Below are 24,331 nucleotides of genomic sequence, written 5' to 3' on the forward strand. Positions count from 1 at the left end.
GCGACGGACGCACGCATGGCAATCTACGGAATCGGCACCGACATCGTTCAGGTCAGCCGCGTAGCAGCGGTGATGACTCGCACCAATGGCCGTTTCGCGGAGAAGGTGCTCGGTCCCGACGAACTACGCGTGTACCACGCGCGCCACGCCCGTTCGGCGGCGCGCGGTCTCGCGTTTCTCGCGACGCGCTTCTCGGCGAAAGAGGCGTTCTCGAAGGCGATCGGCCTCGGCATGCACTGGCCGATGAGCTGGCGCGCGCTGCAAACGCTGAACCGGCCGAGCGGCGAGCCGATGGTGGTCGCCTCTGGCGAGCTGGCCGACTGGCTCGACGCGCGCGGCATCACGGCGCGCGTGACGATCAGCGACGAGCGCGACTACGCGGTGTCGTTCGTGATCGCGGAGACGCAGCGGCCGGGCGATACGGAAGGTTCGTTGGCGGCGGCGGCGTCGCGAGCTTCGTCCGCCCGTTCCGCCACAGAATGAAAAGGTTGAGCGCGGCCGCTGGCGGTCGCGTTTGTGTTGTCTCACAGTTTTCCCGCGGAATTCGATGAAAACCACACCCGGACCGGTGATGCTCGACGTGGTCGGCAAAACGCTGAACCGCGATGACAAAAGGCGTCTCGCTCACCCGATGACCGGCGGCGTGATCCTGTTCGCGCGCCACTACGAGAGCCGCGCGCAACTGGTCGGGCTGACCGCTGCCATCCGCGCGATTCGCCCGGATCTGCTGATCGCCGTCGATCACGAAGGGGGCCGCGTGCAGCGCTTTCGCACCGACGGCTTCACGGTGCTGCCGTCGATGGGTAAGCTCGGCGCGCTGTGGGACCAGGACGTGCTGCACGCGACCAAGGTGACGACCGCGGTCGGCTATATCCTCGCCGCGGAACTGCGCGCGTGCGGTATCGACATGAGCTTCACGCCGGTGCTCGACCTCGACTATGGACACTCGCAGGTGATCGGCGATCGCGCGTTCCATCGCGATGCGCGCGTGGTCGCGCTGCTCGCGAAGAGTTTGAACCACGGCCTCGCGCTCGCCGGCATGAGCAATTGCGGCAAGCATTTTCCAGGGCACGGATTCGCGCAGGCAGATTCGCACGTCGCGATGCCCGTCGACGAACGCCCGATCGACGAAATCCTCGGCAACGACGTCGCGCCGTACGACTGGCTCGGTCTGTCGCTTGGCGCGGTGCTGCCCGCGCACGTCGTCTATCCGCGGGTCGATGCGAAGCCGGCCGGCTTCTCGCGCATCTGGTTGCAGGACATCCTGCGCGGCAAGCTTGGCTTCGAAGGCGCGATCTTCAGCGACGATCTGTCGATGGAAGCCGCGCGCCAGGGCGGCACGCTGACCGAAGGTGCGCAAGCGGCCCTGGAGGCCGGCTGCGACATGGTGCTGATCTGCAACCAGCCGGACGAAGCGGAGAAGGTGCTCGACGCGCTGCGCGTCACGCCGGCGAGGGAATCGCAGCGGCGGCTGAAGCGCATGCGGCCGCGCGGTAAAGCGCTCACGTGGAGCAAGCTGATGGCCGAGCCACGGTACGCCGAAGCGCAGAGGCTGCTGCGCAGTACGTTTGCATAAACGGAAATGGCGCCTTGAAGCAATTCAAGGCGCCATTTTTTATCAGCTTCGAACGGTGCGAGCCGCCGTCGAGCTTTGCTTGACAACCGCAGCACGCGCGATCCGATCGCTCAGTTCAAGCGCATGCGCTGCAACTTGTTGTACAGCGTCTTCGGGCTGATTCCCAGCAACGACGCCGCTCGATGCCGCGTGCCGCCGACCGCGTCGAGCGTCGCGCGGATCAGCATTTCTTCGACGTCCGCGAGGGGCGTACCGACGGTCACCTGCACGCGACTGCCGTTCAGATCGCGGCCGTTCGCCGTGCTGGCTTCGTCGGCGCGCAACGACTCGATCACGTCGCCCGATGCCTGATAAGCGCGCCGCACGCGCTCCTGCAGTTCGCGCACGTTGCCCGGCCAGTCGTACGTGAGGCATTCGCGCAGGAAATTCGGCGCCGCCTGCTTCGCGACCTCGGCCGTACCGCGCGCGGTCGCTTCCACATTCAGTTCGTCGACGGCTGCCTGCGCAATCAGCAGCGGATCTTCACCACGCTCGCGCAGCGGTGGCAGCATGACCGCGGCGGCTTCGAGGCGCAGCGAGAGGTCCTGATGCAGCGAGCCGTCCGCGACCGCCGCGCGCGGCGACTTGCGCGTCGACGCGATGAGCCGGAAGTCGGTCACGATCTGGCTGGTACCGCCCACGCGCATGAAGGTCTGCGAATCGAGCGCGCGCAACAGCGCTTCCTGCTGCGTGCGCGGCAGCTCGGTGATTTCGTTGATGAACAACGTGCCGCCGCTCGCCTGTTCGAAGAGGCCCGGCTCGCGCTGCTCGGCGCCGCCGAACGCTCCGCGTTCGTGACCGAGCAGCATGCTGTCGAGCGAGCGATTGAGCCCGCCCGCGGTCGCGCCGCGGCAATCGAATGTGACGAACGGGCCCTTGCGGCGGCGGCTCATGTCGTGCAGCGTGCGCGCGGCGATCTGCTTGCCGGTGCCAGCCTCGCCGGAGATCAGCACCGCGGCTTCTGTCGGCGCGAGACGCTCGATCGTGTCGTACACGTGCTGAATGGCGCCGCTGCGACCGAGCATCGAGCCGAAGCGCCCAAGCTGGCGCAGCGCCGCGCGCAGCGCCTGGACCTCCTCGGTCAGCTCATAAGGCCGCGGAATGCGCGCGAGCAGGCTGCGCAGGCGCGGAATGTTGACCGGCTTCAGCAGATAGTCCCAGATACCGTGCCGCAAGCCCTCGATCGCACTCTCGACGGTCGCATTGCCGGTCATCACGATCACCGGAAGCGCGCCGCCCGGCGGATGCGCGGGCAGATGCTGCAACAGATCGAGGCCGCTGCCGTCCGGCAGATTCAGGTCGACGAGCACGACGTCGGGGATGAAGCGCGTCAATGCGCCGCGGGCCTCGGCGAGCGTGGTCGCGGTGTCGACTGAAAAGCCGTCGGCGGCGAGGATTGCCGACAGGCCGGACAGGCTATTGGGATCGTCTTCAACAATCAGGGCGTGTGGCATGGCGAGCGCAATTTTATGAATGGGTTGAATGCCCGGTGCGCCGCCAACGCTGATGGCGCGCACTCCGGGCTCTGAGGGCTCGATGACAGGGCTAAACCAACGGTCCTTGGGCGGTGAAAAAACGACAGCCGCCGGCACTGCGCCTTGAGTCGCGCGGGCCGGCGCCTGTGGTTCCTTCACTGGTCCTGTCAGAAATCCCGGTTGCTATCGAAAAACCGGCGCACTTCGAGTTCCGCCTGTTCACGGGTTTTGCCATAGCGTTCCTGAATCAGACCAGCGAGCTTGTCGGCCCGGCCTTCGGCCTTGGTCAACTCGTCGTCCGTCAGTTCGCCCCATGCGGTCTTCGCCTTGCCGATCATCTGTCTCCATTTACCTTCAGCGATGTCGTTGTTCATGGTGCCTCTCCCAGCAGTGGAAAATGAGCGATACTCGCGTAACTCTCTCCACCTAGCAGAGATCGTGCCAAAGAGCGTGGATGAAATCGATCAAGGGCTTGCCGCGCGCCCAACGCGAAATCCGGATGTCGCGATGGTAATTTTGAGAAATTTGCCGGTAAAGTTTTCCTAAACCATACACGGCGCGACAGAAAAGAAAAAGCGCCCAAAAATTGAGCGCTTTTTGTGCAGGCCGGCAGGGCGCCGGCGCTGGCGGGGTGACGCAGGCGGGCGCTTAGGCGCGGCTGCGGTATTCGTGCGTACGCGTGTCGATTTCGATCTTGTCGCCGATGTTGCAGAAGAGCGGCACTTGCAGTTCGAAGCCGGTGTTCAGCTTGGCGTTCTTCAGCACCTTGCCCGACGACGTATCGCCCTTGACGGCCGGTTCCGTGTAGATGATTTCGCGAACCAGCGTGGTCGGCAGTTCGACCGAGATCGCCTTCTCGTTGTAGAACACGACTTCGCAAGCCATGCCGTCTTCGAGGTAGTGCATCGCGTCGCCCATCATTTCGGCTTCGACTTCGTACTGGTTGTAGTCGGCGTCCATGAACACGTACATCGGGTCGGCGAAGTACGAGTACGTCACTTCCTTGCGCTCGAGCACGACGACGTCGAACTTGTCGTCCGCCTTGTACACGGTTTCCATGCCTGCGCCGGTCAGCAGGTTCTTGAACTTCATCTTGACGACGGCGGAGTTACGGCCCGATTTGTTGTATTCGGCCTTTTGCACGACCATTGCGTCTGCGCCGATCATCACGACGTTGCCGGTGCGGAGTTCCTGTGCGGTCTTCATAAAACTGTCCTGTACGAGATAAATAGCTTAACTGTTGCTCAACGGCATACGGCGCAAGCGGCTTCGGCGTTTCGCCCACCGCCTGCCGCGCGCCGCGTGAAGCGGCCGCGCAGCCCGGATGCGTGAAACGGGATCGGCTCGCGGCGAAAACCCGGGAGCGTGATGCCTCGGCGTTCCACCTGTCCGTTACCTGATTTTTACCCTGTTCGGGCGTGTACACGAGGGGCGCCGATCTGCAACACGCCCAAACATACGTCCCTTTTTTGACATTCGCGTGCCCGACCGGAAGATTGGGGACGCGTGCTGTGTTTTTCGAGGGGACCGGTCAGACGGGCTGACCATGGGGTAGTTGGTCTAATCGGGCCGCGCTTGCGTCGTCGGCCGTTGGATAACCGCTTATTTTAACTGAGTTTTTGCGAACGAGGTCAGATTTCCGGCGAGATCGCCGACTTGCGCGAGTTCGACCGCCCAGCCGGCGGCGCGCCCTTTCAGGGCCGGATAGTGGCGCTGGAATTCCGCCCAGTCCGGCTGACCAGCGCCGTTCCAAGCGTGCCAGAAGCGCTCGAGCGCGGCGCGCGCGTCAGCTGGGAGCGTGCGGGTGTAGTGCGCAAGTGCGGCGTCGAGCTTTGGCAGATGGGCGTCGTCGGCCTGCGGGTAGATGTGCCAGACGAACGGCTTGGCGGCCCACTGCGCGCGCACGAACGAGTCCTCGCCGCGTACGAAATTGACGTCGCTCGCCCAGAGCAGTGCGTCGTAGCCAGGCTGTTCGGTGAACGCGAGCGCGTGCGCGCTGAGGTTGCCGAGCGTCGCATGGGTGCCCGCTGCAAACGACGGTAGGCCGAAAAAGCGCGCCAGCGCGCCGGAAATGCGTCCTTCGGGCACCAGCAGCACGATTGGGCTTGCGTTGTCGCGCCATTGTTCGAGCAGGCTGTCGACGGCCGGGTTTTCGTAGGCGAACAGCGACACGACCGTCGCGTCGGCGGGCGGCGGCGCGTGGCCCGTGATGTTGCGCCACCAGTCGGTGCGCGCGGCGGGCGACGCTTCGAACGCGGCGCGCGCCGCGTCGAGATCGCGCTCCTTCAGGACACCTCCGGTGCCGGGGCCGAGTCCGGGGAAAAAGAAGGTCTTGCTGAGTGCGTAGCGCGGATGCGGCGATGGCCGCAGATGAAAATCGGCGATCCAGTCCTCGGCGCTCAGATATTCGAGGTTGAACCAGAGCGGCACGCTCGCGCGCTCTGCCATCGCCGCGATATAGACGGGCGGCAGTTCGCAGGCGAACGCCTCGATCACGACGTCGGCGACTTCGAGCGTATCGCCAGCGTGGGACGGTTCGTGCCAATGCTCGACGACGATGCCGTCGAGCGTCTGCCGCGCACGCTCCAGCCCGAGCGACGGGCACAGCCTCCTGAACGCATGCAGATCGTCGACGAACACGCGCACCTGCCAGCCGTGCTCGCGCGCGAGTTGGCGCGCAAGGCGCCAGCACACGCCGATGTCGCCGAAGTTGTCGATCACCGCGCAGAAGATATCGCAGGCGATCGGGTTGGCAGGGGCGGCGGGTGATCCGGAATCGGGCGCGACGGAGGACATGGCGGCTCGGCTGGCTCGGTGACTCCGGCGAACCGGAGCGGGTTCGAACGAACGCGGAATGTTCTAAACTGGCGATTCTAAAGCCTCGCTCGCGATCGCGCGCGCCCTTTGTCCGCCATGCGGGCCGCATCGGCGACACGCGACATGACGCCCGGCGCACGATGCCGGGCACCCGACGGCGCAATCAGTGCAATCGGTGCAACCGGTGCAACCGGTGCAAGCGGCGAGGCAGCGCGAGACAGTCCCACCCCAATCGATCCCGCATGACCGAACCCGAAGCCAGCGACGCCCCCGACACCTTCGAGCCGAAAACAGTGCTCGCCCAACTGCCGCATCTGCCCGGCGTCTACCGCTATTACGACACGAGTGGCGCGGTGCTCTACGTCGGCAAGGCGCGCGATCTGAAGAAGCGCGTATCGAGCTACTTCACGAAGACACAGCTGTCGCCGCGTATCGCGATGATGGTCACGCGCATCGCGCGCATCGAGACCACGGTCACGCGTTCCGAGGCCGAGGCGCTGCTGCTCGAAAACAACCTGATCAAGGCGCTCACGCCGCGTTACAACATCCTGTTTCGCGACGACAAGTCATATCCGTATCTGAAGCTGACCGGCCACAAGTTTCCGCGCATGGCCTATTACCGCGGCTCGGTCGATCGCAAGAACCAGTACTTCGGCCCGTTCCCGAGCGCGTGGGCGGTGCGCGAGAGCATTCAGATCCTGCAGCGCGTGTTCCAGCTGCGCACCTGCGAAGACTCGGTGTTCAACAACCGCACGCGGCCGTGTCTGCTGCATCAGATTGGCCGTTGCACGGCGCCGTGCGTCGCGAACATCAGCGAGGAGGATTACGCGCGCGACGTCGCCAACGCGTCGCGCTTTCTGCTCGGCCGTCAGGGCGAGGTGATGAAGGAGCTCGAGCAGAAGATGCATGCGTTCGCGAGCGAGCTGAAGTTCGAGCAGGCCGCGGCGGTGCGCAACCAGATGAGTTCGCTGTCGACGGTGCTGCATCAGCAGGCAATCGAAGTCGGCAGCGACAGCGACGTCGACATTCTCGCGGTAGTCGCGCTGGGCGGCCGCGTGTGCGTGAATCTCGCAATGGTGCGCGGCGGACGACATCTCGGCGACAAGGCGTACTTTCCCACGCACGTGGAGAGCGCGTTGACGGCGGAGGAAGGCGGGCTCGAAGAAGACGGCGATCAGGACGATGCATCGGCGGATGCGCGAGCGGTCGCGCCATCGGCCGCGGCGGCGAGCGCCTCGGCCGATGCGCTCGCGATCGCTCAGGACATGCCGTCGGAAGACGAGGACGCCGATGGTATTGAAGAAGACGCGATCGACGAGGCTGCCGAAGCGATCCTGGACGCCGTCAGCGACGAAGGCGCGGACGAAGGCACCGACGGGAACGCAGAGTCCGGCCGCGCGGCGAAGCGCCGCAACGGCCGCGCGCCAGGCGGCATCGAATCCGAAGTGCTCGAAGCGTTCATCGCGCAGCATTACCTCGGCAATCGCGTGCCGCCGGTGCTGGTGGTCAGCCACGCGCCGGCGCGCGAACTCGTCGACGTGCTGATCGAGCAGGCGGGCCACAAGGTGACCGTACTGCGTCAACCGCAAGGACAGCGGCGCGCGTGGCTCGCGATGGCCGAGCAGAACGCGCGGCTCGCGCTCGCGCGCCTGCTCTCCGAGCAGGGCTCGCAGCAGGCGCGCACGCGCGCGTTGACCGACACGCTCGGCATGGAGTGCGACGACCTCGCGCATCTGCGCATCGAATGCTTCGACATCAGTCACACGATGGGCGAGGCGACGCAGGCGTCCTGCGTCGTCTATCACCACCACAAGATGCAGTCGTCCGAGTATCGCCGCTACAACATCGCCGGCATCACGCCCGGTGACGATTACGCGGCGATGCGCCAGGTGCTCACGCGCCGCTACGAAAAGATGGTCGCGCAGGCCGCCGCGAATGCGAGCGACGAAGCCGCCGAATCGCAAAGTGACGCGGCCGCCGATCCCGCGCTCGCCGCCGATGCCGCCGAGCCGGCCGCGGCCGGCGGCGTGCTGCCGACCATCGTGCTGATCGACGGCGGCAAGGGGCAGGTGGAGATCGCGCGGCAGGTGTTCACGGAGTTGGGGCTCGATACTGGCATGCTCGTCGGCGTCGCGAAGGGCGAGGGGCGCAAGGTCGGTCTCGAGACGCTGATTTTCGCGGACGGCCGCACGCCGCTCGAACTCGGCAAGGAAAGCGCCGCGCTGATGCTGGTCGCGCAGATCCGCGACGAAGCGCATCGTTTCGCGATCACCGGCATGCGCGCCAAACGCGGCAAGACGCGCCAGACCTCGCGGCTCGAAGAACTCGAAGGCGTAGGGGCGAAGCGGCGTCAGCGCCTGCTGGCGCGCTTTGGCGGCTTGCGCGGCGTGGTGGCCGCGAGCGTCGAGGATCTCGCGAGCGTCGAAGGCATTTCGCAGGCGCTCGCCGAGCAGATCTACCGGCAACTGCATTGAATTGGCGGGCCACGCCGGGCTGTGATCGGAACGACGGTTCATCGGACCCGCGGCGTCGCGCTGCGGATGCGCTGGCTGCGAACGACGCGCCGGGGGCGGCTCGCTTGCCGCCCCCGCGCGGCCATGCCTGGGCGCGCTTGCTTGTGGCAGGCCCTGTGACACGGCACAATTGCAACTCACTCGTCAGACGCTGCGCCTGCCCCATGCCGTTTAATTTCCCGATATTCCTGACCTGGCTGCGGATCGTGCTGATTCCGCTCGTCGTCGGTGTGTTCTATTTGCCCGACATGATGATGAGCCTCGCGCACCGCAATCTCGCGGCCGCGACGATCTTCATCCTGGCGGCGCTCACCGACTGGTTCGACGGCTTTCTGGCCCGCAAATGGAATCAGACCTCGGCATTCGGCGCGTTTCTCGATCCGGTCGCCGACAAGCTGATGGTGACCGCGGCGCTGCTCGTGCTCGTCCAACTCACGCGGATCGATTCCGCGATCGCGCTCGTGATCGTCGGACGTGAAATCGCGATCTCGGCGCTACGCGAATGGATGGCGCAGATCGGTGCGTCGAAGAGCGTCGCGGTGAACTCGCTCGGCAAGTTCAAGACCGCTTGCCAGATGGTCGCGATTCCGATGCTGCTGTTCTATGGCCCGCTGCCGCTCGGTGGCGGCGTGACGGTCGACACGCGCGTGTGGGGCCTGTGGCTGATCTATCTGGCTGCGTTCCTGACGATCTGGTCGATGCTGTACTACATGAAGCTCGCGTGGCCGCAGATTCGCGAGCGCGGCGGCATTGCGTGACGGTGTGAATAGAAGAGCACGGGGCGCAAAAGTGTGTTCGAACCCCGCACTACTACGAGAGAAATATTTTCTTTAACACAGACGGGCAAAGGGGTTGACACGTTTCAGTCGATTCTCCATAATCTCGTTTCTCCGATGCGCGCAACGCGAAACACCGGAGACGCAGTAAATGCAGCACAACGCGGGAATAGCTCAGTTGGTAGAGCGCAACCTTGCCAAGGTTGAGGTCGCGAGTTCGAGCCTCGTTTCCCGCTCCAGTATTCGAAGCATCGCGTTGTTTGGCGAAGTAAAAAAGGCAGCGCGGTGAAGCAGTTCAATGCGGGAGTAGCTCAGTTGGTAGAGCGCAACCTTGCCAAGGTTGAGGTCGCGAGTTCGAGCCTCGTCTCCCGCTCCATACATCAGGGGAAGCAGCGCTTCCCTTTTTGTTTGGAAGGCCGCTCGTTCTGAACTTCCAGAGCTTCGGTTCTTCTGATTATCACCAGATAAATCTGCGAACCCGTGTCCAGGTTCCAGTCCGCTTGTGGCGCGATAGCAAAGCGGTTATGCAGCGGCCTGCAAAGCCGTTTAGGCCGGTTCGACTCCGGCTCGCGCCTCCAGTCTTTGATGTAAAGCGAAAGCCCCGACTTGTCGGGGCTTTTCTTTTTCTGTTCCTCTCTTCGCCAGCCTTGTCGATCGTCGTCATCAAGGTGAGCGGAGCGGTCGATCCGACTGTGTGCCGCAGACGTTCCTCCGAATCGATCAGAAATTGAGCGCGGATTTGATTGACTGCACGGCAGCGGGGTTCAGGAAGCAGTAGTGCTCTTGCGGCGTACCGCCTCCGAGCGGTGCTATCTGCATCGTTGTGCCGCTCCTGATCATGTAACCCGCGTAGATGCCGCCGTTGTTCTGGTAATACACGCGATAGTCGGTCGTGCTACCCCCGAGCACGCTGTTGGCCACCCATGCGCGAACGCCTTGCAACGTGACGAGCAGGGCGTCGGACTACTGCCTGTCGTAGCCGGTGAGATGCAGTCGTAGGTGTACAACTCGTCTCCGACCATTTGCCGCACCACCTTGATGTAGGCAGCGCCTGCTTGCCAGTTTGCCTGCGGGCTATACAGCGATTGCCCGTTGATCGTATTCGTGATCAGGCCCAACGCGCTATTCGTGAAGAGTTCGGACGGCGTCGCCTGGAGGCAACTGCAGGCGCTGTGGCCGACCGATGGCCTGCTCGCGCCGCTTGAAACACTGCGTCCGTGGGCCGCGCTGATCGTCGCGCCGACGCTGCTGCAGCAGGTCGTCGAGGGTGTCGAGCCGCGCATGTTGCGCTCGGCGCTCGCGCAGGCGAAGCCGTATCGCTTTCTCGAGTCCGCGCGGGACGTCGCAGTCGCGCTCGAATCGATTCCGCTCGAAGCCATTGCCGCGGCGCTCGACATGCTGATGGCCGACCGCGGCGAACCGCAGCGCACGCTCGAGCGGATGCACGCGGCGTGGCTGGAGGGCGATCTGCACGCGATACAGCAAATCGCCGTCGAAGCGCCGATGTTCAATCTGGCCGGCATCCGTCAGGCGATTCTCGACGTGCGCAATCGCGCGTGGGCCGCGCGGCTGAGCGAGTTGCTGGACGTTCGCGAGCGCACGCTGGTGGTCGTCGGCGCGCTGCATCTATGCGGCCCCGGCAATCTCCCCGACTGTCTCGCGCGACCCGTGCAAGCGGTGCTCTGAACGCGTGCGCGGCTTTCGCGACTGAAGACAGCCGTGTCGACCGCCCGGATGCCAAGCCTGCGCATGCTCGATGACGAGGCGCGCGGCATAATTGCGGATCGTTGCCCGCGCTGTCGCGCATTGACCCTGAAAGCTACCGATGACTGAACCGCAACACACCGCCGCCGCGCGGCTCGCCCAGCTCGAATGGCGCTGGAAGCCGTTCGGGAACCTCACGAGCGTCGAAGTCTATGAGATGCTGGCCGCCCGCAGCGCGGTGTTCGTCGTCGAACAGAACTGCGTGTATGGCGATATCGATGGGTTCGACGTCGAAGCCTGGCATCTGCTTGCGTATGGCACCGGCGACGGTGCGGCGCTGCCGCCGTTGGCCGGCTATCTGCGCGTGTTGTTGCCCGATGCGGCGGATGCCGATGTGCGCATCGGCAGGGTGTTGACGACCGCGCCGTTTCGCGGCATCGGTCTCGGCAATGCGATGCTCGAACGCTCGCTCGCGCAAATCCGTGCGCAGTGGCCCGATACGCCGATCCGTCTGCACGCGCAGGCGCATCTGCAAGGTTTTTACGGTGCGTTCGGCTTCATGCCGATCTCGGAGATTCACGACGAAGACGGCATCCCGCATGTGTGGATGCGCGCGCTGTGAACGCGAACGGGTCAGCGGGGCACGTTCGTGGTCGTCGACGCCGCATGCGTGAGCCCGCGCGCCGCTTTTGCATGCCGCTCGGCGCGCAGGCGTCCGCGAGACGACAGCCGCATCCAGTGACGCAGCGCGATCAGCGCGCCGACCACGCTCATCATCGAACCCGGAATCCATAGCAGGAGCCCGCCGATCTGCTGATCGCGCATCGGGCTCAGCCACGTGAACGCGCGGCCGCAGATCGAGTAGATCGGATACAACTCGTGCGTCGTAAAAAAGATGAATGCGCCGAGAACGATCTGCGGCGGAATCGCCGCGATCACGACGAGCACGCGCTTGCCCGGAGACAGACGCGCGGGCGGCGCCGGACGCGGATCGAGTACGAGCCACCAGAACAGCAGGCCGTCGATCGCCATGCTCCAGTTCATGACGCGATAGAGCCGCCAGTCGAGCATCGCGACGAAATGGATCGGCGACAGCAGCCAGAAATAGATCAGCCCGACGAATAGCGTGAGCGCGACGACCGGGTGCATGACGACGTCGAGCGCCGTGCGCACGAGCGGTGTTTGCAGCGCCGGCCGCACGAAGCGCTGTCGCCAGCGCAACGGAATTCCCGCGCGCAACGCCGCGCCCGGATACGACAGCGCAATGAAGAACGGCCCGAGATGATGCAGCACCAGATGCTGCAAGCGATGCATGAAGAATTCATGCTCGAAGAAATAATCGAGCCGCGTATGCAGCACGACATACAGCGCGAGCAGCCCGAACCAGAATGACAGACGCCGCGCGAACGACAGCCGCGCCTTGCGTGCGCCGCGCACGAACAGGATCGCGGGGATCAGCAACGCGATCACGACGGTCGGCGAAAACTCCCAGGGATCGAGCCAGTAGAGCAGGTTCATGGCGATGGCGCGTGCGGTGGCGGCGGCTCGTCGTGCCGCTTACCTGGTCTGGCCCGGCGACTTGACCGCGAACGGCGCGCTCACTGTTTCGCCGTCGGAGAACTTCAGCGTCAGACGCACGGTGTCGCCCGGCGCGACCTTGTGCTTCGCGTCCTCGAGCATCACGTGATAGCCGCCCGGCGCGATCGCGACCTGGCCATGCGCGGGCACCGACAGCTTGTCGACCATCACCATCTTCTGCGTCGAACCGTTCGATACGGTTTGATGCAGCATCGCATCGCCGTAGTCGTCGCTCGATACATCGACGAGGTCGATCGGCTTGTCGCTCGCGTTGACGAGCGTCGCATAGCCGGCCGCGGGCAGGTTGTTCGGCAGCCAGCGCACCCACGCGTCCTTGATGCTGATCGCGTGAGCATCGGCCGCTTGCGCGGCCGACGCGGCGCCGAGTGACAGCGCGAGCGCGCAGGCGAGGGAAGCGATTGGTTTGAGCTTGATCGTCATGATGGAATGGAGTGGGATCAAAGAAGAATCAGGATTGGTCATCGATGATGCGGCGCAGGTCCTGCGCGATCGCATCGGGCGTGTCGTGATCGGTGGCGAGCAGGCGCGCGCGGCCCCGGCTGTCGAACACATAGACGGCGGAGCTGTGCGTGACCTCGTAGTTGCCGTTCGAGTCGCGCTTTTCCATCTGATAAGCGACACGATAGCGCTTGGCCAGCGACTCGATCTGCCAGTCGGTGCCGGTCAGCCCTTCGGCGTGCTGTGCGTCGAACGCGCCGATATAGTCGTGCAAGGCCCGCGGCGTGTCGCGCGCGGGATCGACGGTGATGAACAGAATGCGCACTTTCTGCGCATCGGGACCGAGCTTGCCGAGCACCTGCATCAGACGGCCCATCGTTTCGGGACAGACGTCCGGGCAATGCGTGTAGCCGAAGTAAACCAGCGACGTGCGACCCCTGAACGACGCGGCGTTGACGGGACGGCCGGTGTCGTCGGTCAAGGTGAAGTCCAGATCCGGCAGGTGGCCGGTCACGTTGGTCAACTGCCACGGCTCGGCGCGCTGTGTGCAACCGGTCAGCGCGGCGAGCGCGACCAGCGTCCCCAGCGCAGTTGCCGCCGCAAACCGGCGTGCCAACCCGTGCATCAAGCGGTGCGTGAGTCGCTTGGGTCGTGAGCGGGACAGGTTCGGCCGCGGGCGCTGGGGTGGCAGGATCGGGAACAAAGCAGGGTTCAATGACTCGATTGAAGAGCAGGCAACACGAATCGATGGAGCAGGCAGGCCGCACCGTCGCCCGATCATGCCGCGCAAGATTCGCGCGCGGCACGCGATTGAGCGAGAGCGTGCAACGATGTCCATCACGCCGACGGTCCGCGTGGCAGCGACTGTAGCGCAAAATTGGCGCCAGCGTCGCGCAGCGCGCCGGGCGCACGATTTGCGGGTCAATTTGACGCAGCTTGCTGAAAGCCGGTTGAAGCCCGATCGTTGCGCTTTTGAACGCAATCGATGGAGGCGGATGAATAGATCGCCCATCGGGCTTGAGTCCCAGCTTACTTTCTCGAAAAATTGACGGATGCGCGGTAAGATGCGCACACTTTTCCGGCCATAGATGGCTGAAAGGCGAACCAAGGCGATGCAAGCACTTCCGGCTGTTCTGTCTCCGAGCGAGACGGCATTTTTCTTCGACTTCGATGGCACGCTCGTCGAACTCGCCCCCACACCGGACGGCGTGCTGGTGCAGCCGCGCGTGATCGACCTGCTGCGCGAACTGCGCAGTCTGACGAATGGCGCGGTCGCGGTGGTGTCGGGGCGCGGCATCGACAGCATCGACAGTTTTCTCGGCATGCCCGATCTGCCGGTCGCGGGTCTGCACGGCGCCGAGCGGCGCGATGCGAATGGCGACACGCAGCGCATCGGCTTTCACGACGAGCGCCTGTTGCGCATGGAGCAGGTGCTCGCGCAGGTCGTCAACGAACATCCGGGCATGCTGCTCGAGATCAAGGGCGCGGCGCTCGCGCTGCACTACCGCAACGCGCCGGACCGCGAGCCGGTCGCGCGCGAGGCGACCGAGCGGCTCGTCGCCGATTACCCCGCTTCTTACGTGCTGCAGCCCGGCAAGATGGTCTACGAGATCAAGCCGAAGGACGTCGACAAGGGCCGCGCGACGCGCGCGTTCCTCGACGAGCTGCCGTTCACCGGCCGCACGCCGATCTTCGCCGGCGACGATCTGACCGACGAGAAGGGCTTCGCGGTCGTCAACGAGCGCGGCGGTCTGTCGATCAAGGTCGGCGCGGGCGAAACGATGGCGCACACGCGCGTCGAATCGGTGTCGTCACTGCTCGACTGGCTCGAAACCATCGTCGCGGCGGCGCGCGGCGCATGACGCCGGCGGCCCCGTTCAACGAAAACAACATACTGCATCGGGAATCGCGCTTCATGAGCCGACTGATCATTGTTTCGAACCGGGTGGCGCCTATTTCGGAGGGCGGTCCGGCGGCGGGCGGTCTGGCGGTCGGCGTGTACGACGCGCTGAAGGAGACCGGCGGCATGTGGTTCGGCTGGAGCGGCGACGTGCTGAGCTCCGGCCAGCCGCAGATCAAGCTCGAGGAGCGCGGTCCGGTGACCTTCGCGACCGTCCCGCTGATGCGGCGCGATTACGACCAGTACTACCGCGGTTTCTCGAACGCGACGCTGTGGCCCGCGTTCCACTATCGATCCGACCTGCTGCATTACGACCGGCACGACTTCGAAGGCTACTGCCGCGTCAACGCGTGGCTCGCGCAGCAACTCGTGCCGCTCCTGCGCGAGGACGACGTGATCTGGGTGCACGACTATCACCTGATTCCGTTCGCTCAGGCGCTGCGCTCGGCAGGCGTGAAGAACCGCATCGGTTTTTTTCTGCACATTCCGTTTCCGGCCGCGCAGGTGCTGTTGACGGTGCCGCCGCATCGCGAGCTCGTCGAGGCGCTGTGTTCGTTCGACCTGCTCGGCTTCCAGACCGGTCCCGATCTGCGCGCGTTCTGCGACTACGTGATCAACGAGGCGGGCGGCTCGATCGACGCGTCGGCGAAAGGACCGCTGAGTGTGCATGCGTTCGGCCGCACGTTGCGCGCCTCTGCGTATCCGATCGGCGTCTATCCGGACGAGATCGCCGAGCTCGCGAAGGCGGGCGAACGAGGCAAGCCGGTGCGCACGATGAAGGCGACGCTGCATTCGCGCAAGCTGATCATGAGTGTCGACCGGCTCGATTATTCGAAGGGGCTGGTCGAGCGATTCCGCGCGTTCGAGCGCCTGCTCGAGCATACGGCCGCGCAGCGCAACAAGGTGTCGTTCCTGCAGATCGCCCCGCCGACGCGCGCCGACCTGCACGCGTATCAAGACATCCGGCTACAGCTCGAAGGCGAGTCGGGACGGATCAACGGACGTTTCGCCGAGCTGGACTGGACGCCGATCCTATACATCCACAAGCAGTACGAGCGCTCGGTGCTGGCGGCGCTGTTCCGTACCGCGCACGTCGGCTATGTGACGCCGTTGCGCGACGGCATGAACCTCGTTGCGAAGGAATACGTGTCGGCGCAGGATCCGGAGAATCCCGGCGTGCTGGTGCTGTCGCGCTTCGCGGGCGCGGCGCAGGAGCTCGACGGCGCGCTGATCGTCAATCCGGTCGATATCGACGGCATGGCCGAAGCGCTCGCGCGGGCGCTCGACATGCCGCTCGCCGAGCGCCAGGGGCGCTATCGCGACATGATGGCGCAGCTGCGCGAGAACAACGTGTCGGTGTGGCGCGATAACTTCATGCGCGATCTGCAGAGCGTCGAGGGCGCGAAGCGCGCCAGAAGCGGGAAAGCGCACGCGGCCACGGGTGCGGCGGGCGCCGCGCGCAAGAGGGCGGCGCGCGAGAGCGTGACCGGCTAAGCCAAGCCGGGCCGCGAGCCAGACAGCAAAAAGCCGCTCCAGGGAGCGGCTTTTTTTCAAGCGATGCGCAGCGCGTGGACCAGGCGTGCGTCAGGCTACGTGCTGTTCGTCGACCTTCTTGCCGCCGATATGCAGCGTCTGGCCCTTCCCATACTGCTTCGAGAGCAGGTCGCGATAGAGGCCCGGACGCTGGCGCAGTTCTTCCGGCGTGCCGTCGTCGATGACCTTGCCGGCGCTCATCACGATGATCCGGTCGAAGTTGTTCAGCGTCGACAGACGGTGCGCGATCGCGATCACGGTGCGGCCGACCATCAAGCGGTCGAGCGCCTTCTGGATCGCTTCCTCGGACGCGCTGTCGAGCGCGGACGTGGCTTCGTCGAGCAGCAGGATCGGCGCGTTTTTCAGAATCGCGCGCGCGATTGCGATGCGCTGGCGCTGACCGCCCGACAGCTTCACGCCGCGGTCGCCCACGATCGTGTCGTAGCCTTCCGGCATCGCTTCGATAAAGTCCACGCAACGCGCCTCGCGCGCGGCGGCGAGCACTTCCTCGCGGCTCGCGTCCGGGCGGCCGTACGCGATGTTCTCGTACACCGTGCGATGGAACAGCGAGATGTCCTGGGGCACCAGCGCGATCGCATGGCGCAGGCTGTCCTGGGTAATCGACGCGATGTCCTGGCCGTCGATCTTGATCGCGCCACCCTGGGTCTCGTAGAAGCGCTGCAACAGCGCGAGCACGGTCGATTTGCCGGCGCCCGACTTGCCGATCAGCCCGACGCGCTGACCCGGTTCGATATCGAGGTCGAAGTGATCGAGAATCGGCCGGCGGCGCGGATAGGCGAACGTGACGCCGTCGAACGTGACGCGGCCGCCCTGCGGCACGAGTTCGGTCGCGTCGTCGCGATCGGGCATGCCGTGCGGTTCGAGCAGCGTGCGCACGGCCTCTGCGAGTCGCGCGACGTGCTGCGTGACGTCGACGAGCGCGACGGCGAGATCGCGCGTGCCGTGCAGGATCGTGAAGCCGAGCGAGCTGACGAGCACGATGTCGCCCGAGGTCGCGCGGCCCTGGTCCCACAGCCATAGCGCCCAGCCTAGCAGGCCGGCCGACAGCAGCGCGGTGACCACGGCGTGCAGCAGACGCAGCTTTTCCAGGTACAGCAGGCTTTGCTGGCGCGCGTCCATTTCCGACTTGACCGTCGAAGCAAAGCGGTGCTGTTCGCGGAACGTCATGCCGAACGCGCGCACGAGCCCCATATTGCTGATCACGTCGACAAGCTCGCCGTCGACCGATGCCGCCTTGGTCGCGAAATTATGGTGACGCGCGGAACCGCGGCCCGCGAGCTTGTACAGCACGACCGACAGGATCGCCGAGCACAGCATCAGGCCGGCGGCCATCAGCGGGTTCACCGCGATGATCATCACGATCGCGCCGAGCACCGCGATGCACGGCGGCAGCACGTTCCACGCGGTGGTGTTTTCGGCGGTGTAGACGGCGTTCGAGGTCGCGGTGATCCGGCTTGCCAGCATGCCGGGCTGCTTTTCGGCGTAGTAGGTCGGCGAGTGGCCGCTCAGGTACTGAAACAGGTCGCGCCGCAAATCGCCCGTCACGGCGACGAACGTGTGCGCGGCGAACCAGCCGCCGATCCGCCACAACAGGTTGTCGGCAGCGATCAGGCCGACGAGGATCGCGAACGCGCCCCACAGCGGTCCCGGATGATGCCTGCCGCCGCCGAGCACGTCGATCAGATGTTTGATCGCGTACTGCGAAGCGAGTGCACAGCCCACGGCCGCAAACACGCTGCACAACACGATCGCATGCGCGAGCGGATGGCGGCGGATAAAGCGGAAGAGAAACGCAAGTGGCCGGTGCGCATAGCTCGCGAGCTTGGCGTTCTGGGCGTTACGCTGGGCGATGGTCAAGTGTTCCAATTGAGCTGAGATCGATGTGTTGCGGGTTGTGCATGCAATGCGCGGACCACACGGACAAGCATGGCTCTGCGTGAAGCCGATGCTTCGCATTGTAAACATGCAAAGGCGATTGCGCCCTGTGTATCCGGGGCTTTGACGCGATTGATTTCGCGATGGACCTCCGCGATCTGCGTCGTCCCGACACACCAGCCGACGGGCCATTCAGGCAGATTGCGGAAAATTTCGAGATATGATTACAGATTGCCTTCGACCGCGCTGCGGCAATTTTGCAATTCCTACCGGCAACGCTGATGGGCGAGAGCTCACAGACACGGTACCGCCGCGCCTCCCGAAACCTCGTGCATACTGTAGAACTGTCTTTGAAAACAAGGGTTTGCAAAGTGTTTCGCGTTTGTAACAACGTAAAGACTTTGAAATGCTGTGGTGCTGCAACAATCCAGGCATCGATAATGCATGCTCGTTAGCCCGGCAATTTTTCTGACAGTTTGTCAACGTCGGTGCAACGTGCGCGTTTACTCGCACATGCCCAGTCGCTGATCCACTTGTCCGGGCTCGTTACCAAGCGATCCATCGCAGGATTTCTCAAAAGAATCAGGCCCGCGCCGGCATTTCCGGCCAGACTGCCCTGGCGAGCAAGCGAGTCGCTTTTTCCAAATGCAGTACTTTTGCCTGATTTTTTACTAGGAGTTCGTCAATATGCGAATCGCTCAAATCGCTCCGCTGCACGAGGCGGTTCCTCCCAAGCTGTACGGTGGTACGGAACGCGTGGTGTCCTATCTGACCGAGGCGCTGGTCGAGGAGGGCCACGACGTCACGCTGTTTGCAAGCGGTGATTCGCAAACCTCGGCGAAGCTCGAAGCTTTCTGGCCGCAGGCCCTGCGCCTCGACCCGACGATCCGCGACGTGATGGCGCCGCACATGCTGCTGCTCGAAGAAGTGCGCCGCCGCGCGGACGAATTCGACGTGCTGCATTTCCACATCGACTACTACCCGTTCTCTCTGTTCGCGCGTCAGCCTGTGCCGTTCGTCACGACGCTGCACGGCCGTCTCGATCTGCCTGAACTGCAGCCGATCTTCAACACGTTCAATGACGTGCCGGTCGTGTCGATCTCGGACAACCAGCGCATTCCGCTGCCGCAGGCGCACTGGCTGCAAACCGTCTATCACGGTTTGCCGGAAGACGTGCTCAAGCCGATTCCCAACGTCGAGCCCGGCTACCTCGCATTCCTGGGCCGCGTCTCGCCGGAGAAGGGGCTTGACAGGGCGATTCGCATCGCCGGGCAGGCAGGCATGAAGCTCAAGGTCGCCGCCAAGATCGACAAGGCCGACCGTGCCTACTACGAAGAAGTCATCAAGCCGCTGATGTCGTTGTCGCACGTCGAGTACATCGGCGAAATCGGCGAAGCTGAAAAGCGCGAGTTTCTCGGCAATGCGCACGCACTGGTGTTCCCGATCGACTGGCCGGAGCCCTTCGGTCTAGTGATGATCGAGGCGATGGCTTGCGGCACGCCGGTGATCGCGTTCAATCGCGGTTCGGTGCCGGAAGTGATCGAAAACGGCGTGTCGGGTTTCGTCGTCGAGGACGAAATCAGCGCGGTCGCCGCCGTCAAACGTCTGCACACGCTGCCCCGCGCTGGCGTGCGCAAGGCGTTCGAGGCGCGCTTCTCGTCGAAGGTGATGGCGCAGAACTACGTCGCCACCTATGAAGAGCTGCTGCGCCGCAAACATCGCACGGTGCTGCGCGAAGTCAACGCGGGCTGATTGGCGATTATTTCGCCGCGGTTGTTTCGCGGTAGATAAAACGCTGTTGGCAGCAACTCGTTGCACGCTTCCTTCGTTGCTCTGAACGCCCCGCCGGCACGTCGCCGGCGGGGCGTTGTTGCATGCGCGCTGCGTTTTTCGTCGGTGCACCACTGAAAATACGGGTTTCCGCGCGGCGCGAACGAGCCAGTCTCGGTAATATCCCTATAATTGCCGTGCCGCAAATTGGGCTGCGGTGCCGCCGACGACAGGAGGATGCCTTGGCGAGAACGAAAGAGACGCGCGCGAACGCCGCGCCCGGCGCCGGAACGATTTTTACGTTGCGCGCCATCGGTCTCGTGCTCGCCGCCCGCTGGTTTTTCTCGATGTCCGAGATGAAGCTGACCACCGCGCTGACCGCGATGGCGTCTTCACCGTGGGCATGTATCAACCTCGTTTTTCTGTTCCTGCTGATCTTCCTGCCGGGCGCGCGCGCCGTCGCGGAGCGTCCGTTCCATCCGTTGCCGCAATGGCTGCGTCAGGCGCTGCGCCTGTTCGCGTTCCTCGGGTTTCTGTTTGCGGTGTGGTCGGTCGGCGCGTTCGTCGCGAGCGCAGGCTGGCGTCGCGCGATGCAGGCGGTCGCGGCCAGCAACGGTTGGCTCGTCGCGGCGCCGGTGCTATATGCGGTCGTCTTGTGGATCTGCCGGCCGCTGCCGTTGTGGCGCACCAATGTGGCGGCGCGGCGCTTTGCGATCGGCCGCTATGCGGTGTCGCTCGATCCGCTGACCCGCACCGTCGTCGTGTGGGCCGAGCGGCGCAAGGTGGGGCAATACGATGCGCGCGAATTGTCGGTGCGCTGGGCGAGCGGTTCCAATGCGCGCGCGACGCCGGCGCCCGCGGTCGCGTTCGGCGCGCCGGGCAAGGCCGGCGCGTCAGCGGCGCCGATAGGGTCGGTCGCGGCGCCGTCGCTTGCGCGCAGCGCGTTCGGCGTACGTCCGAAGGTCGAGTTGCTGTGGGATTCGCCGGCCGCCGCGGGTCATAACCGGCAGACCGTTTTCCGCGCCGCGCTGACGACCGAAGGCGATCGCGTCGCCGCTCGCGCGCTCGACACCACGCTGCGCCAGGTCTGACGCTGCATGTTTTGTGCTATCGGTCACATCGCGTGGCCGATGCACGCATCCCGAAGCGAAGCTTCGTCGATAATGCAATCAAGGCGCCCGGCCTGCAGGCGGGCGAGTGGGACACTCATCGATCATATTGCGTCTTTCGCAGGAGTCGCCATGCTGGTTCGCTGGTTGCTTGCCGCCCTTCATCTGCTCGCTTATGGTTTTGCGCTCGCGTCGATTCTCAGACGCACGTGGTCGCTGCGTCGCGCGTCGGTGCCCGCCGCGTTGCGTTCGGTGTTCCGCGCCGATTCACGCTGGGGCATCGCCGCGCTGGTGCTGATCGTGACCGGCCTGATGCGCATGTTCGGTAGCTATGAGAAGGGCGCCGACTACTACCTGCACCAGCCGCTCTTTCACGTGAAGATGACGTTGCTGGTGCTGATCCTGATCCTCGAAGTGCCCACGATGCTCGGCCTGATGCGCTGGCGCGCGTCGATCCGCAGCGGCGCGGCGCCGAATCTGAAGAAGGCGCGATCTTACGCGCATTTCAGCGTGATCCAGACCGTGCTGCTGGTTCTGATGGTGTTTGCCGCGACCGGAATGGCGCGCGGCATCGGGTTGCCCGCCGGCGCGGTGTAGCGCGGCGGGCCTTCTATTGCCAGGGGCTGGTGGCGCCAGGCGTGGCATCGTTTGCCGCGAAGCCTGGTGCATGCCTGCGTCGCGCTAGCCGACCAACAAGCCAGAATCGTCGACCCGGTCGGCTTTGACCTTTGCCGACTCGCGCACGAGCTCCGGCTCGCCGAGACCCTTGATCAGCTCCAGCGCCTGACGCTCGAACAAGCGACGGTACAAGCCGTTGTCGCGTTTGATCAGCGCGTCGTGGCTGCCTTCCTCGATCACCTTGCCCTTGTCGAGCACGAGGAGCCGGTCGAGCGCGCGCACCGTCGACAGCCGATGCGCGACCACCAGCGTCGTGCGCCCCTGCATCAGCCGCTCCATCGCGCGCTGGATCAGCACTTCGCTTTCGCTGTCGAGGCTCGACGTGGCTTCGTCGAGAATCAGGATCGGCGCGTCGGCGAGAAAAGCCCGCGCGATCGCGACGCGTTGACGCTCGCCGCCCGATAGCTTGATGCCGCGTTCGCCGACCAGCGTGTCGTAGCCGTTCGGCAGCGCGGCGATGAAGTCGTGCGCGCTCGCGAGCCGCGCGGCCCGCTCGATGTCGGCGCGGCTCGCGCCGGGCCGTCCATACGCGATGTTCTCGGCAAGCGAGCGGTGAAACAGTACCGGCTCCTGCTGGACGATCGCGATCTGGCTTCGCAGCGACGCTTGCTGGACCTGCGCGATGTCCTGGCCGTCGATCGTGATCCGCCCGCCCGAAATGTCGTGAAGGCGCTGGATCAGCTTGATGAAGGTCGTCTTGCCCGAGCCGGAATGACCGACCAGCCCGACGCGCTCGCCCGCCGCGATGCGGATGGAAAAGTCGTCGTAGAGCGGCCGGCTGTGCGCGCCATAGTGAAACGACACCTGCTCGAAGCGGATCTCGCCGTCGCGGATCGCGATGGCGCCGGCGCCGGGACGATCCTCGACGCCGAGCGGCTGACTCTCGAGCGACACCAGTTCCTCCATGTCGTTGACCGAGCGCTGCAGGTTACGGATGTGCATGCCGATGTCACGCAGATAGCCTTGCAGCATGAAGAACATCGTCAGCGCGAACGTGATGTCGCCGACGCTCGCTTCGCCGCGTGCCCACAGCAGTAGCGCCACGCCGAGAATCGCCGCCTGGATCGCGGCCAGCATGCCGCCCTGGAGGCCGCCGTTGAGCGTGCCGCGCACCCACGTGCGGCGTGTGCGTTGCCGCCATTTGCCGATCACGTGCGCGAGGCGCGCTTCCTCGCGCGCTTCCGCGCCGAATGCCTTGACGACGCCGTTGCAGCTGACCGCATCGGCGAGCGCACCGCCCATGCGTGTGTCCCACGCGTTCGCGAGACGCGCGGACGGCGCGACGAAGCCCAGCGACACCGTCACGGTCACGCCGATGTACAGCAGCGAGCCGATGCCGACGACGTTGCCCATCATGGGCCAGCGCGAGCCGAGCAGCAGGGTCGCGCCGATCAGCATCACCAGCGATGGCAGCAGCGCGATCAGCAGCGTGTCATTCAGCAGGTCGAGCGCCCACATGCCGCGCGTGATCTTGCGCACGGTCGAGCCGGCGAAGCTGTTCGCGTGCCAGTCGGTCGAAAAGCGCTGCACGCGATGAAACGCGCGCGCGGCGATCTCGCTCATCATCTTCAGCGTGAAGCGGATGATGTTGAAGTACACGCCCTGGCGCAGCAGTGTCGCGGTGAGGCCGAGCGCGGCGAGCGCGCCGAAGGCCGCAAGCGCGTGATGCCAGATGGGCGCCGACGACGCCGGACCGGCCGCGATCGCGTCGACGAGACGTCCGGCGAAGACCGGCGTCAGGATGTCCGCGCCCGCCGTGAACAGCGCGAGCGCCGCGATCACGACGATGCGCCCCGGCTGTTGCGCCCAGTGACGGAAGGTGAAGCCGAGGACATCCTTGAAGGCTTGTCCGCGAAAGTCGAGTTTTCTGTTGGCCATTTGCTTAGGGCCCGGCGAAGCACGAGCGCGCCGAGATTCCAGTCAGAAGCGAAAAAGGGGTAGACAGCCAGCGGATGCCGGAATCCGCGCGGGAACGCGCGAAAAAATATGACGGCAAACAACGGCAACGGAACAACGGACTGTCTGGAATGAACGCGGTGCGCCTGCCGAGGCGGCGGCGCATCAGCGACAACGCTGCGGCTTCAAGGTCGCATCGGTCGCGGCGGACGGGCCGGCGGTCGTGGAACCATGCTGGGGAGCGCGCGATGCACTGCAAACATGGGGCGCCTCCCTGAGATGGTTCAAGATGGAGAAACCGGACGGAGCCGGACCGGGCGAATGCCCGTTTGCCGAATATAGCAATAGTGCGGGGCGCTCGCCAACCTACGGAACGACGTGGTTCTATAGCCAACGATATCTCGTATGGCGCATGCGACGTATTTGCCGGCAAATAGAAAAAGGGCTTACGCATTGCTGCGTAAGCCCTTTTGTCTTCGGTGATCGACACACCAAGAATCTGGTGGGTAGTACTGGGATCGAACCAGTGACCCCTGCCGTGTGAAGGCAGTGCTCTACCGCTGAGCTAACCACCCGAAGAGATCGAAATTATGTCAGGGAATTTAGGGTTCG

20 protein-coding genes, 4 tRNA genes and 1 pseudogene are annotated in these 24,331 nt (G+C 64.7%); 14 read left to right on the forward strand and 11 right to left on the reverse strand.

What is annotated here, in order from left to right:
• Positions 1-15 precede the first annotated feature (15 nt).
• Both acpS and nagZ read left to right on the forward strand, forming a co-directional pair.
• Entirely contained in the window at positions 16-483 is a 468-nt protein-coding gene (gene acpS / locus HDG34_RS17165; RefSeq protein WP_184061418.1) for a holo-ACP synthase, read from the forward strand.
• 64 nt (positions 484-547) lie between these two features.
• Entirely contained in the window at positions 548-1,576 is a 1,029-nt protein-coding gene (gene nagZ / locus HDG34_RS17170) for a beta-N-acetylhexosaminidase (RefSeq protein ID WP_184061419.1), read from the forward strand.
• Between the two features lie 110 nt (positions 1,577-1,686).
• Here nagZ and HDG34_RS17175 read toward each other — a convergent pair whose 3' ends face one another.
• From HDG34_RS17175 to earP, 4 genes are all read right to left on the reverse strand, one after another.
• Positions 1,687-3,069 carry a sigma-54 dependent transcriptional regulator gene (locus HDG34_RS17175; protein WP_184061420.1) on the reverse strand — a complete coding sequence of 461 codons (1,383 nt, stop codon included), beginning with the start codon at positions 3,067-3,069 and terminating at the stop codon, positions 1,687-1,689.
• 188 nt (positions 3,070-3,257) lie between these two features.
• Positions 3,258-3,464 carry a CsbD family protein gene (locus tag HDG34_RS17180; protein ID WP_090801149.1) on the reverse strand — a complete coding sequence of 69 codons (207 nt, stop codon included), beginning with the start codon at positions 3,462-3,464 and terminating at the stop codon, positions 3,258-3,260.
• A gap of 274 nt (positions 3,465-3,738) precedes the next feature.
• Positions 3,739-4,296 (reverse strand): elongation factor P, encoded by a 558-nt coding sequence (gene efp, locus HDG34_RS17185; RefSeq protein ID WP_008919334.1) that lies wholly within the window; start codon positions 4,294-4,296, stop codon positions 3,739-3,741.
• Between the two features lie 396 nt (positions 4,297-4,692).
• Complete coding sequence (earP, locus tag HDG34_RS17190) at positions 4,693-5,886, reverse strand: elongation factor P maturation arginine rhamnosyltransferase EarP (protein WP_184061421.1); 1,194 nt, start codon at positions 5,884-5,886, stop codon at positions 4,693-4,695.
• 263 nt (positions 5,887-6,149) lie between these two features.
• On the opposite strand from earP, the gene uvrC reads away from it, so the two are divergent.
• The 5 genes from uvrC (at position 6,150) to HDG34_RS17215 (ending at position 9,774) form a co-directional block, all read left to right on the forward strand.
• Positions 6,150-8,381, forward strand: coding sequence for an excinuclease ABC subunit UvrC (gene uvrC, locus HDG34_RS17195; RefSeq protein ID WP_184061422.1), 2,232 nt, complete (start codon positions 6,150-6,152; stop codon positions 8,379-8,381).
• A gap of 203 nt (positions 8,382-8,584) precedes the next feature.
• Positions 8,585-9,178, forward strand: a complete 594-nt coding sequence (gene pgsA / locus HDG34_RS17200) for a CDP-diacylglycerol--glycerol-3-phosphate 3-phosphatidyltransferase (RefSeq protein ID WP_184061423.1) — start codon at positions 8,585-8,587, stop codon at positions 9,176-9,178.
• Between the two features lie 181 nt (positions 9,179-9,359).
• Positions 9,360-9,435, forward strand: a tRNA-Gly gene (locus HDG34_RS17205).
• 61 nt (positions 9,436-9,496) lie between these two features.
• Positions 9,497-9,572, forward strand: a tRNA-Gly gene (locus HDG34_RS17210).
• A gap of 128 nt (positions 9,573-9,700) precedes the next feature.
• A tRNA-Cys gene (locus tag HDG34_RS17215) sits at positions 9,701-9,774 on the forward strand.
• 142 nt (positions 9,775-9,916) lie between these two features.
• Here the strand turns inward: HDG34_RS17215 and HDG34_RS17220 are convergent.
• Positions 9,917-10,117, reverse strand: a complete 201-nt coding sequence (locus HDG34_RS17220; protein WP_184061424.1) for a hypothetical protein — start codon at positions 10,115-10,117, stop codon at positions 9,917-9,919.
• 228 nt (positions 10,118-10,345) lie between these two features.
• Between HDG34_RS17220 and HDG34_RS17225 the strand changes: the two are divergent.
• Both HDG34_RS17225 and HDG34_RS17230 read left to right on the forward strand, forming a co-directional pair.
• A pseudogene (locus HDG34_RS17225) lies at positions 10,346-10,882 on the forward strand (TraB/GumN family protein); the annotation flags it as partial.
• 139 nt (positions 10,883-11,021) lie between these two features.
• Positions 11,022-11,522: a GNAT family N-acetyltransferase gene (locus tag HDG34_RS17230; protein ID WP_184061425.1), complete on the forward strand. Its 501-nt coding sequence runs from the start codon at positions 11,022-11,024 to the stop codon at positions 11,520-11,522.
• 11 nt (positions 11,523-11,533) lie between these two features.
• On the opposite strand, the gene HDG34_RS17235 is transcribed toward HDG34_RS17230, so the two are convergent.
• Genes HDG34_RS17235 through HDG34_RS17245 form a run of 3 tightly spaced genes read right to left on the reverse strand, consistent with a single transcriptional unit; the run spans position 11,534 to position 13,562 of the window.
• The gene (locus tag HDG34_RS17235; RefSeq protein WP_184061426.1) at positions 11,534-12,418 is read right to left on the reverse strand and encodes a cytochrome c oxidase assembly protein; all 885 of its coding nucleotides are present in this window, start codon (positions 12,416-12,418) and stop codon (positions 11,534-11,536) included.
• 39 nt (positions 12,419-12,457) lie between these two features.
• The gene (locus tag HDG34_RS17240) at positions 12,458-12,919 is read right to left on the reverse strand and encodes a copper chaperone PCu(A)C (RefSeq protein WP_184061427.1); all 462 of its coding nucleotides are present in this window, start codon (positions 12,917-12,919) and stop codon (positions 12,458-12,460) included.
• A 28-nt stretch (positions 12,920-12,947) separates the two neighbouring features.
• Entirely contained in the window at positions 12,948-13,562 is a 615-nt protein-coding gene (locus HDG34_RS17245) for an SCO family protein (RefSeq protein WP_184061428.1), read from the reverse strand.
• A gap of 487 nt (positions 13,563-14,049) precedes the next feature.
• On the opposite strand from HDG34_RS17245, the gene otsB reads away from it, so the two are divergent.
• Both otsB and otsA read left to right on the forward strand, forming a co-directional pair.
• Positions 14,050-14,799 (forward strand): trehalose-phosphatase, encoded by a 750-nt coding sequence (otsB, locus tag HDG34_RS17250; RefSeq protein ID WP_090801136.1) that lies wholly within the window; start codon positions 14,050-14,052, stop codon positions 14,797-14,799.
• 53 nt (positions 14,800-14,852) lie between these two features.
• Positions 14,853-16,331 carry an alpha,alpha-trehalose-phosphate synthase (UDP-forming) gene (gene otsA, locus HDG34_RS17255; RefSeq protein ID WP_184047663.1) on the forward strand — a complete coding sequence of 493 codons (1,479 nt, stop codon included), beginning with the start codon at positions 14,853-14,855 and terminating at the stop codon, positions 16,329-16,331.
• Between the two features lie 90 nt (positions 16,332-16,421).
• Here otsA and HDG34_RS17260 read toward each other — a convergent pair whose 3' ends face one another.
• Entirely contained in the window at positions 16,422-18,257 is a 1,836-nt protein-coding gene (locus tag HDG34_RS17260; RefSeq protein ID WP_184061429.1) for an ABC transporter ATP-binding protein, read from the reverse strand.
• A gap of 696 nt (positions 18,258-18,953) precedes the next feature.
• On the opposite strand from HDG34_RS17260, the gene HDG34_RS17265 reads away from it, so the two are divergent.
• From HDG34_RS17265 to HDG34_RS17275, 3 genes are all read left to right on the forward strand, one after another.
• Positions 18,954-20,018 carry a glycosyltransferase family 4 protein gene (locus tag HDG34_RS17265; RefSeq protein WP_184061430.1) on the forward strand — a complete coding sequence of 355 codons (1,065 nt, stop codon included), beginning with the start codon at positions 18,954-18,956 and terminating at the stop codon, positions 20,016-20,018.
• A gap of 260 nt (positions 20,019-20,278) precedes the next feature.
• The gene (locus HDG34_RS17270) at positions 20,279-21,127 is read left to right on the forward strand and encodes a hypothetical protein (RefSeq protein ID WP_184061431.1); all 849 of its coding nucleotides are present in this window, start codon (positions 20,279-20,281) and stop codon (positions 21,125-21,127) included.
• A gap of 150 nt (positions 21,128-21,277) precedes the next feature.
• On the forward strand, positions 21,278-21,742 hold the full coding sequence (locus HDG34_RS17275) for a DUF2214 family protein (RefSeq protein WP_184006244.1): 465 nt from the start codon (positions 21,278-21,280) through the stop codon (positions 21,740-21,742).
• An 84-nt stretch (positions 21,743-21,826) separates the two neighbouring features.
• Here HDG34_RS17275 and HDG34_RS17280 read toward each other — a convergent pair whose 3' ends face one another.
• Both HDG34_RS17280 and HDG34_RS17285 read right to left on the reverse strand, forming a co-directional pair.
• Positions 21,827-23,701: an ABC transporter ATP-binding protein gene (locus HDG34_RS17280; RefSeq protein ID WP_184061432.1), complete on the reverse strand. Its 1,875-nt coding sequence runs from the start codon at positions 23,699-23,701 to the stop codon at positions 21,827-21,829.
• Between the two features lie 518 nt (positions 23,702-24,219).
• Positions 24,220-24,294, reverse strand: a tRNA-Val gene (locus HDG34_RS17285).
• Between the last annotated feature and the right edge of the window lie 37 nt (positions 24,295-24,331).

The organism is Paraburkholderia sp. HC6.4b (genome assembly GCF_014200875.1).
In the GTDB taxonomy this organism is placed as follows: Bacteria; Pseudomonadota; Gammaproteobacteria; order Burkholderiales; family Burkholderiaceae; genus Paraburkholderia; species Paraburkholderia tuberum.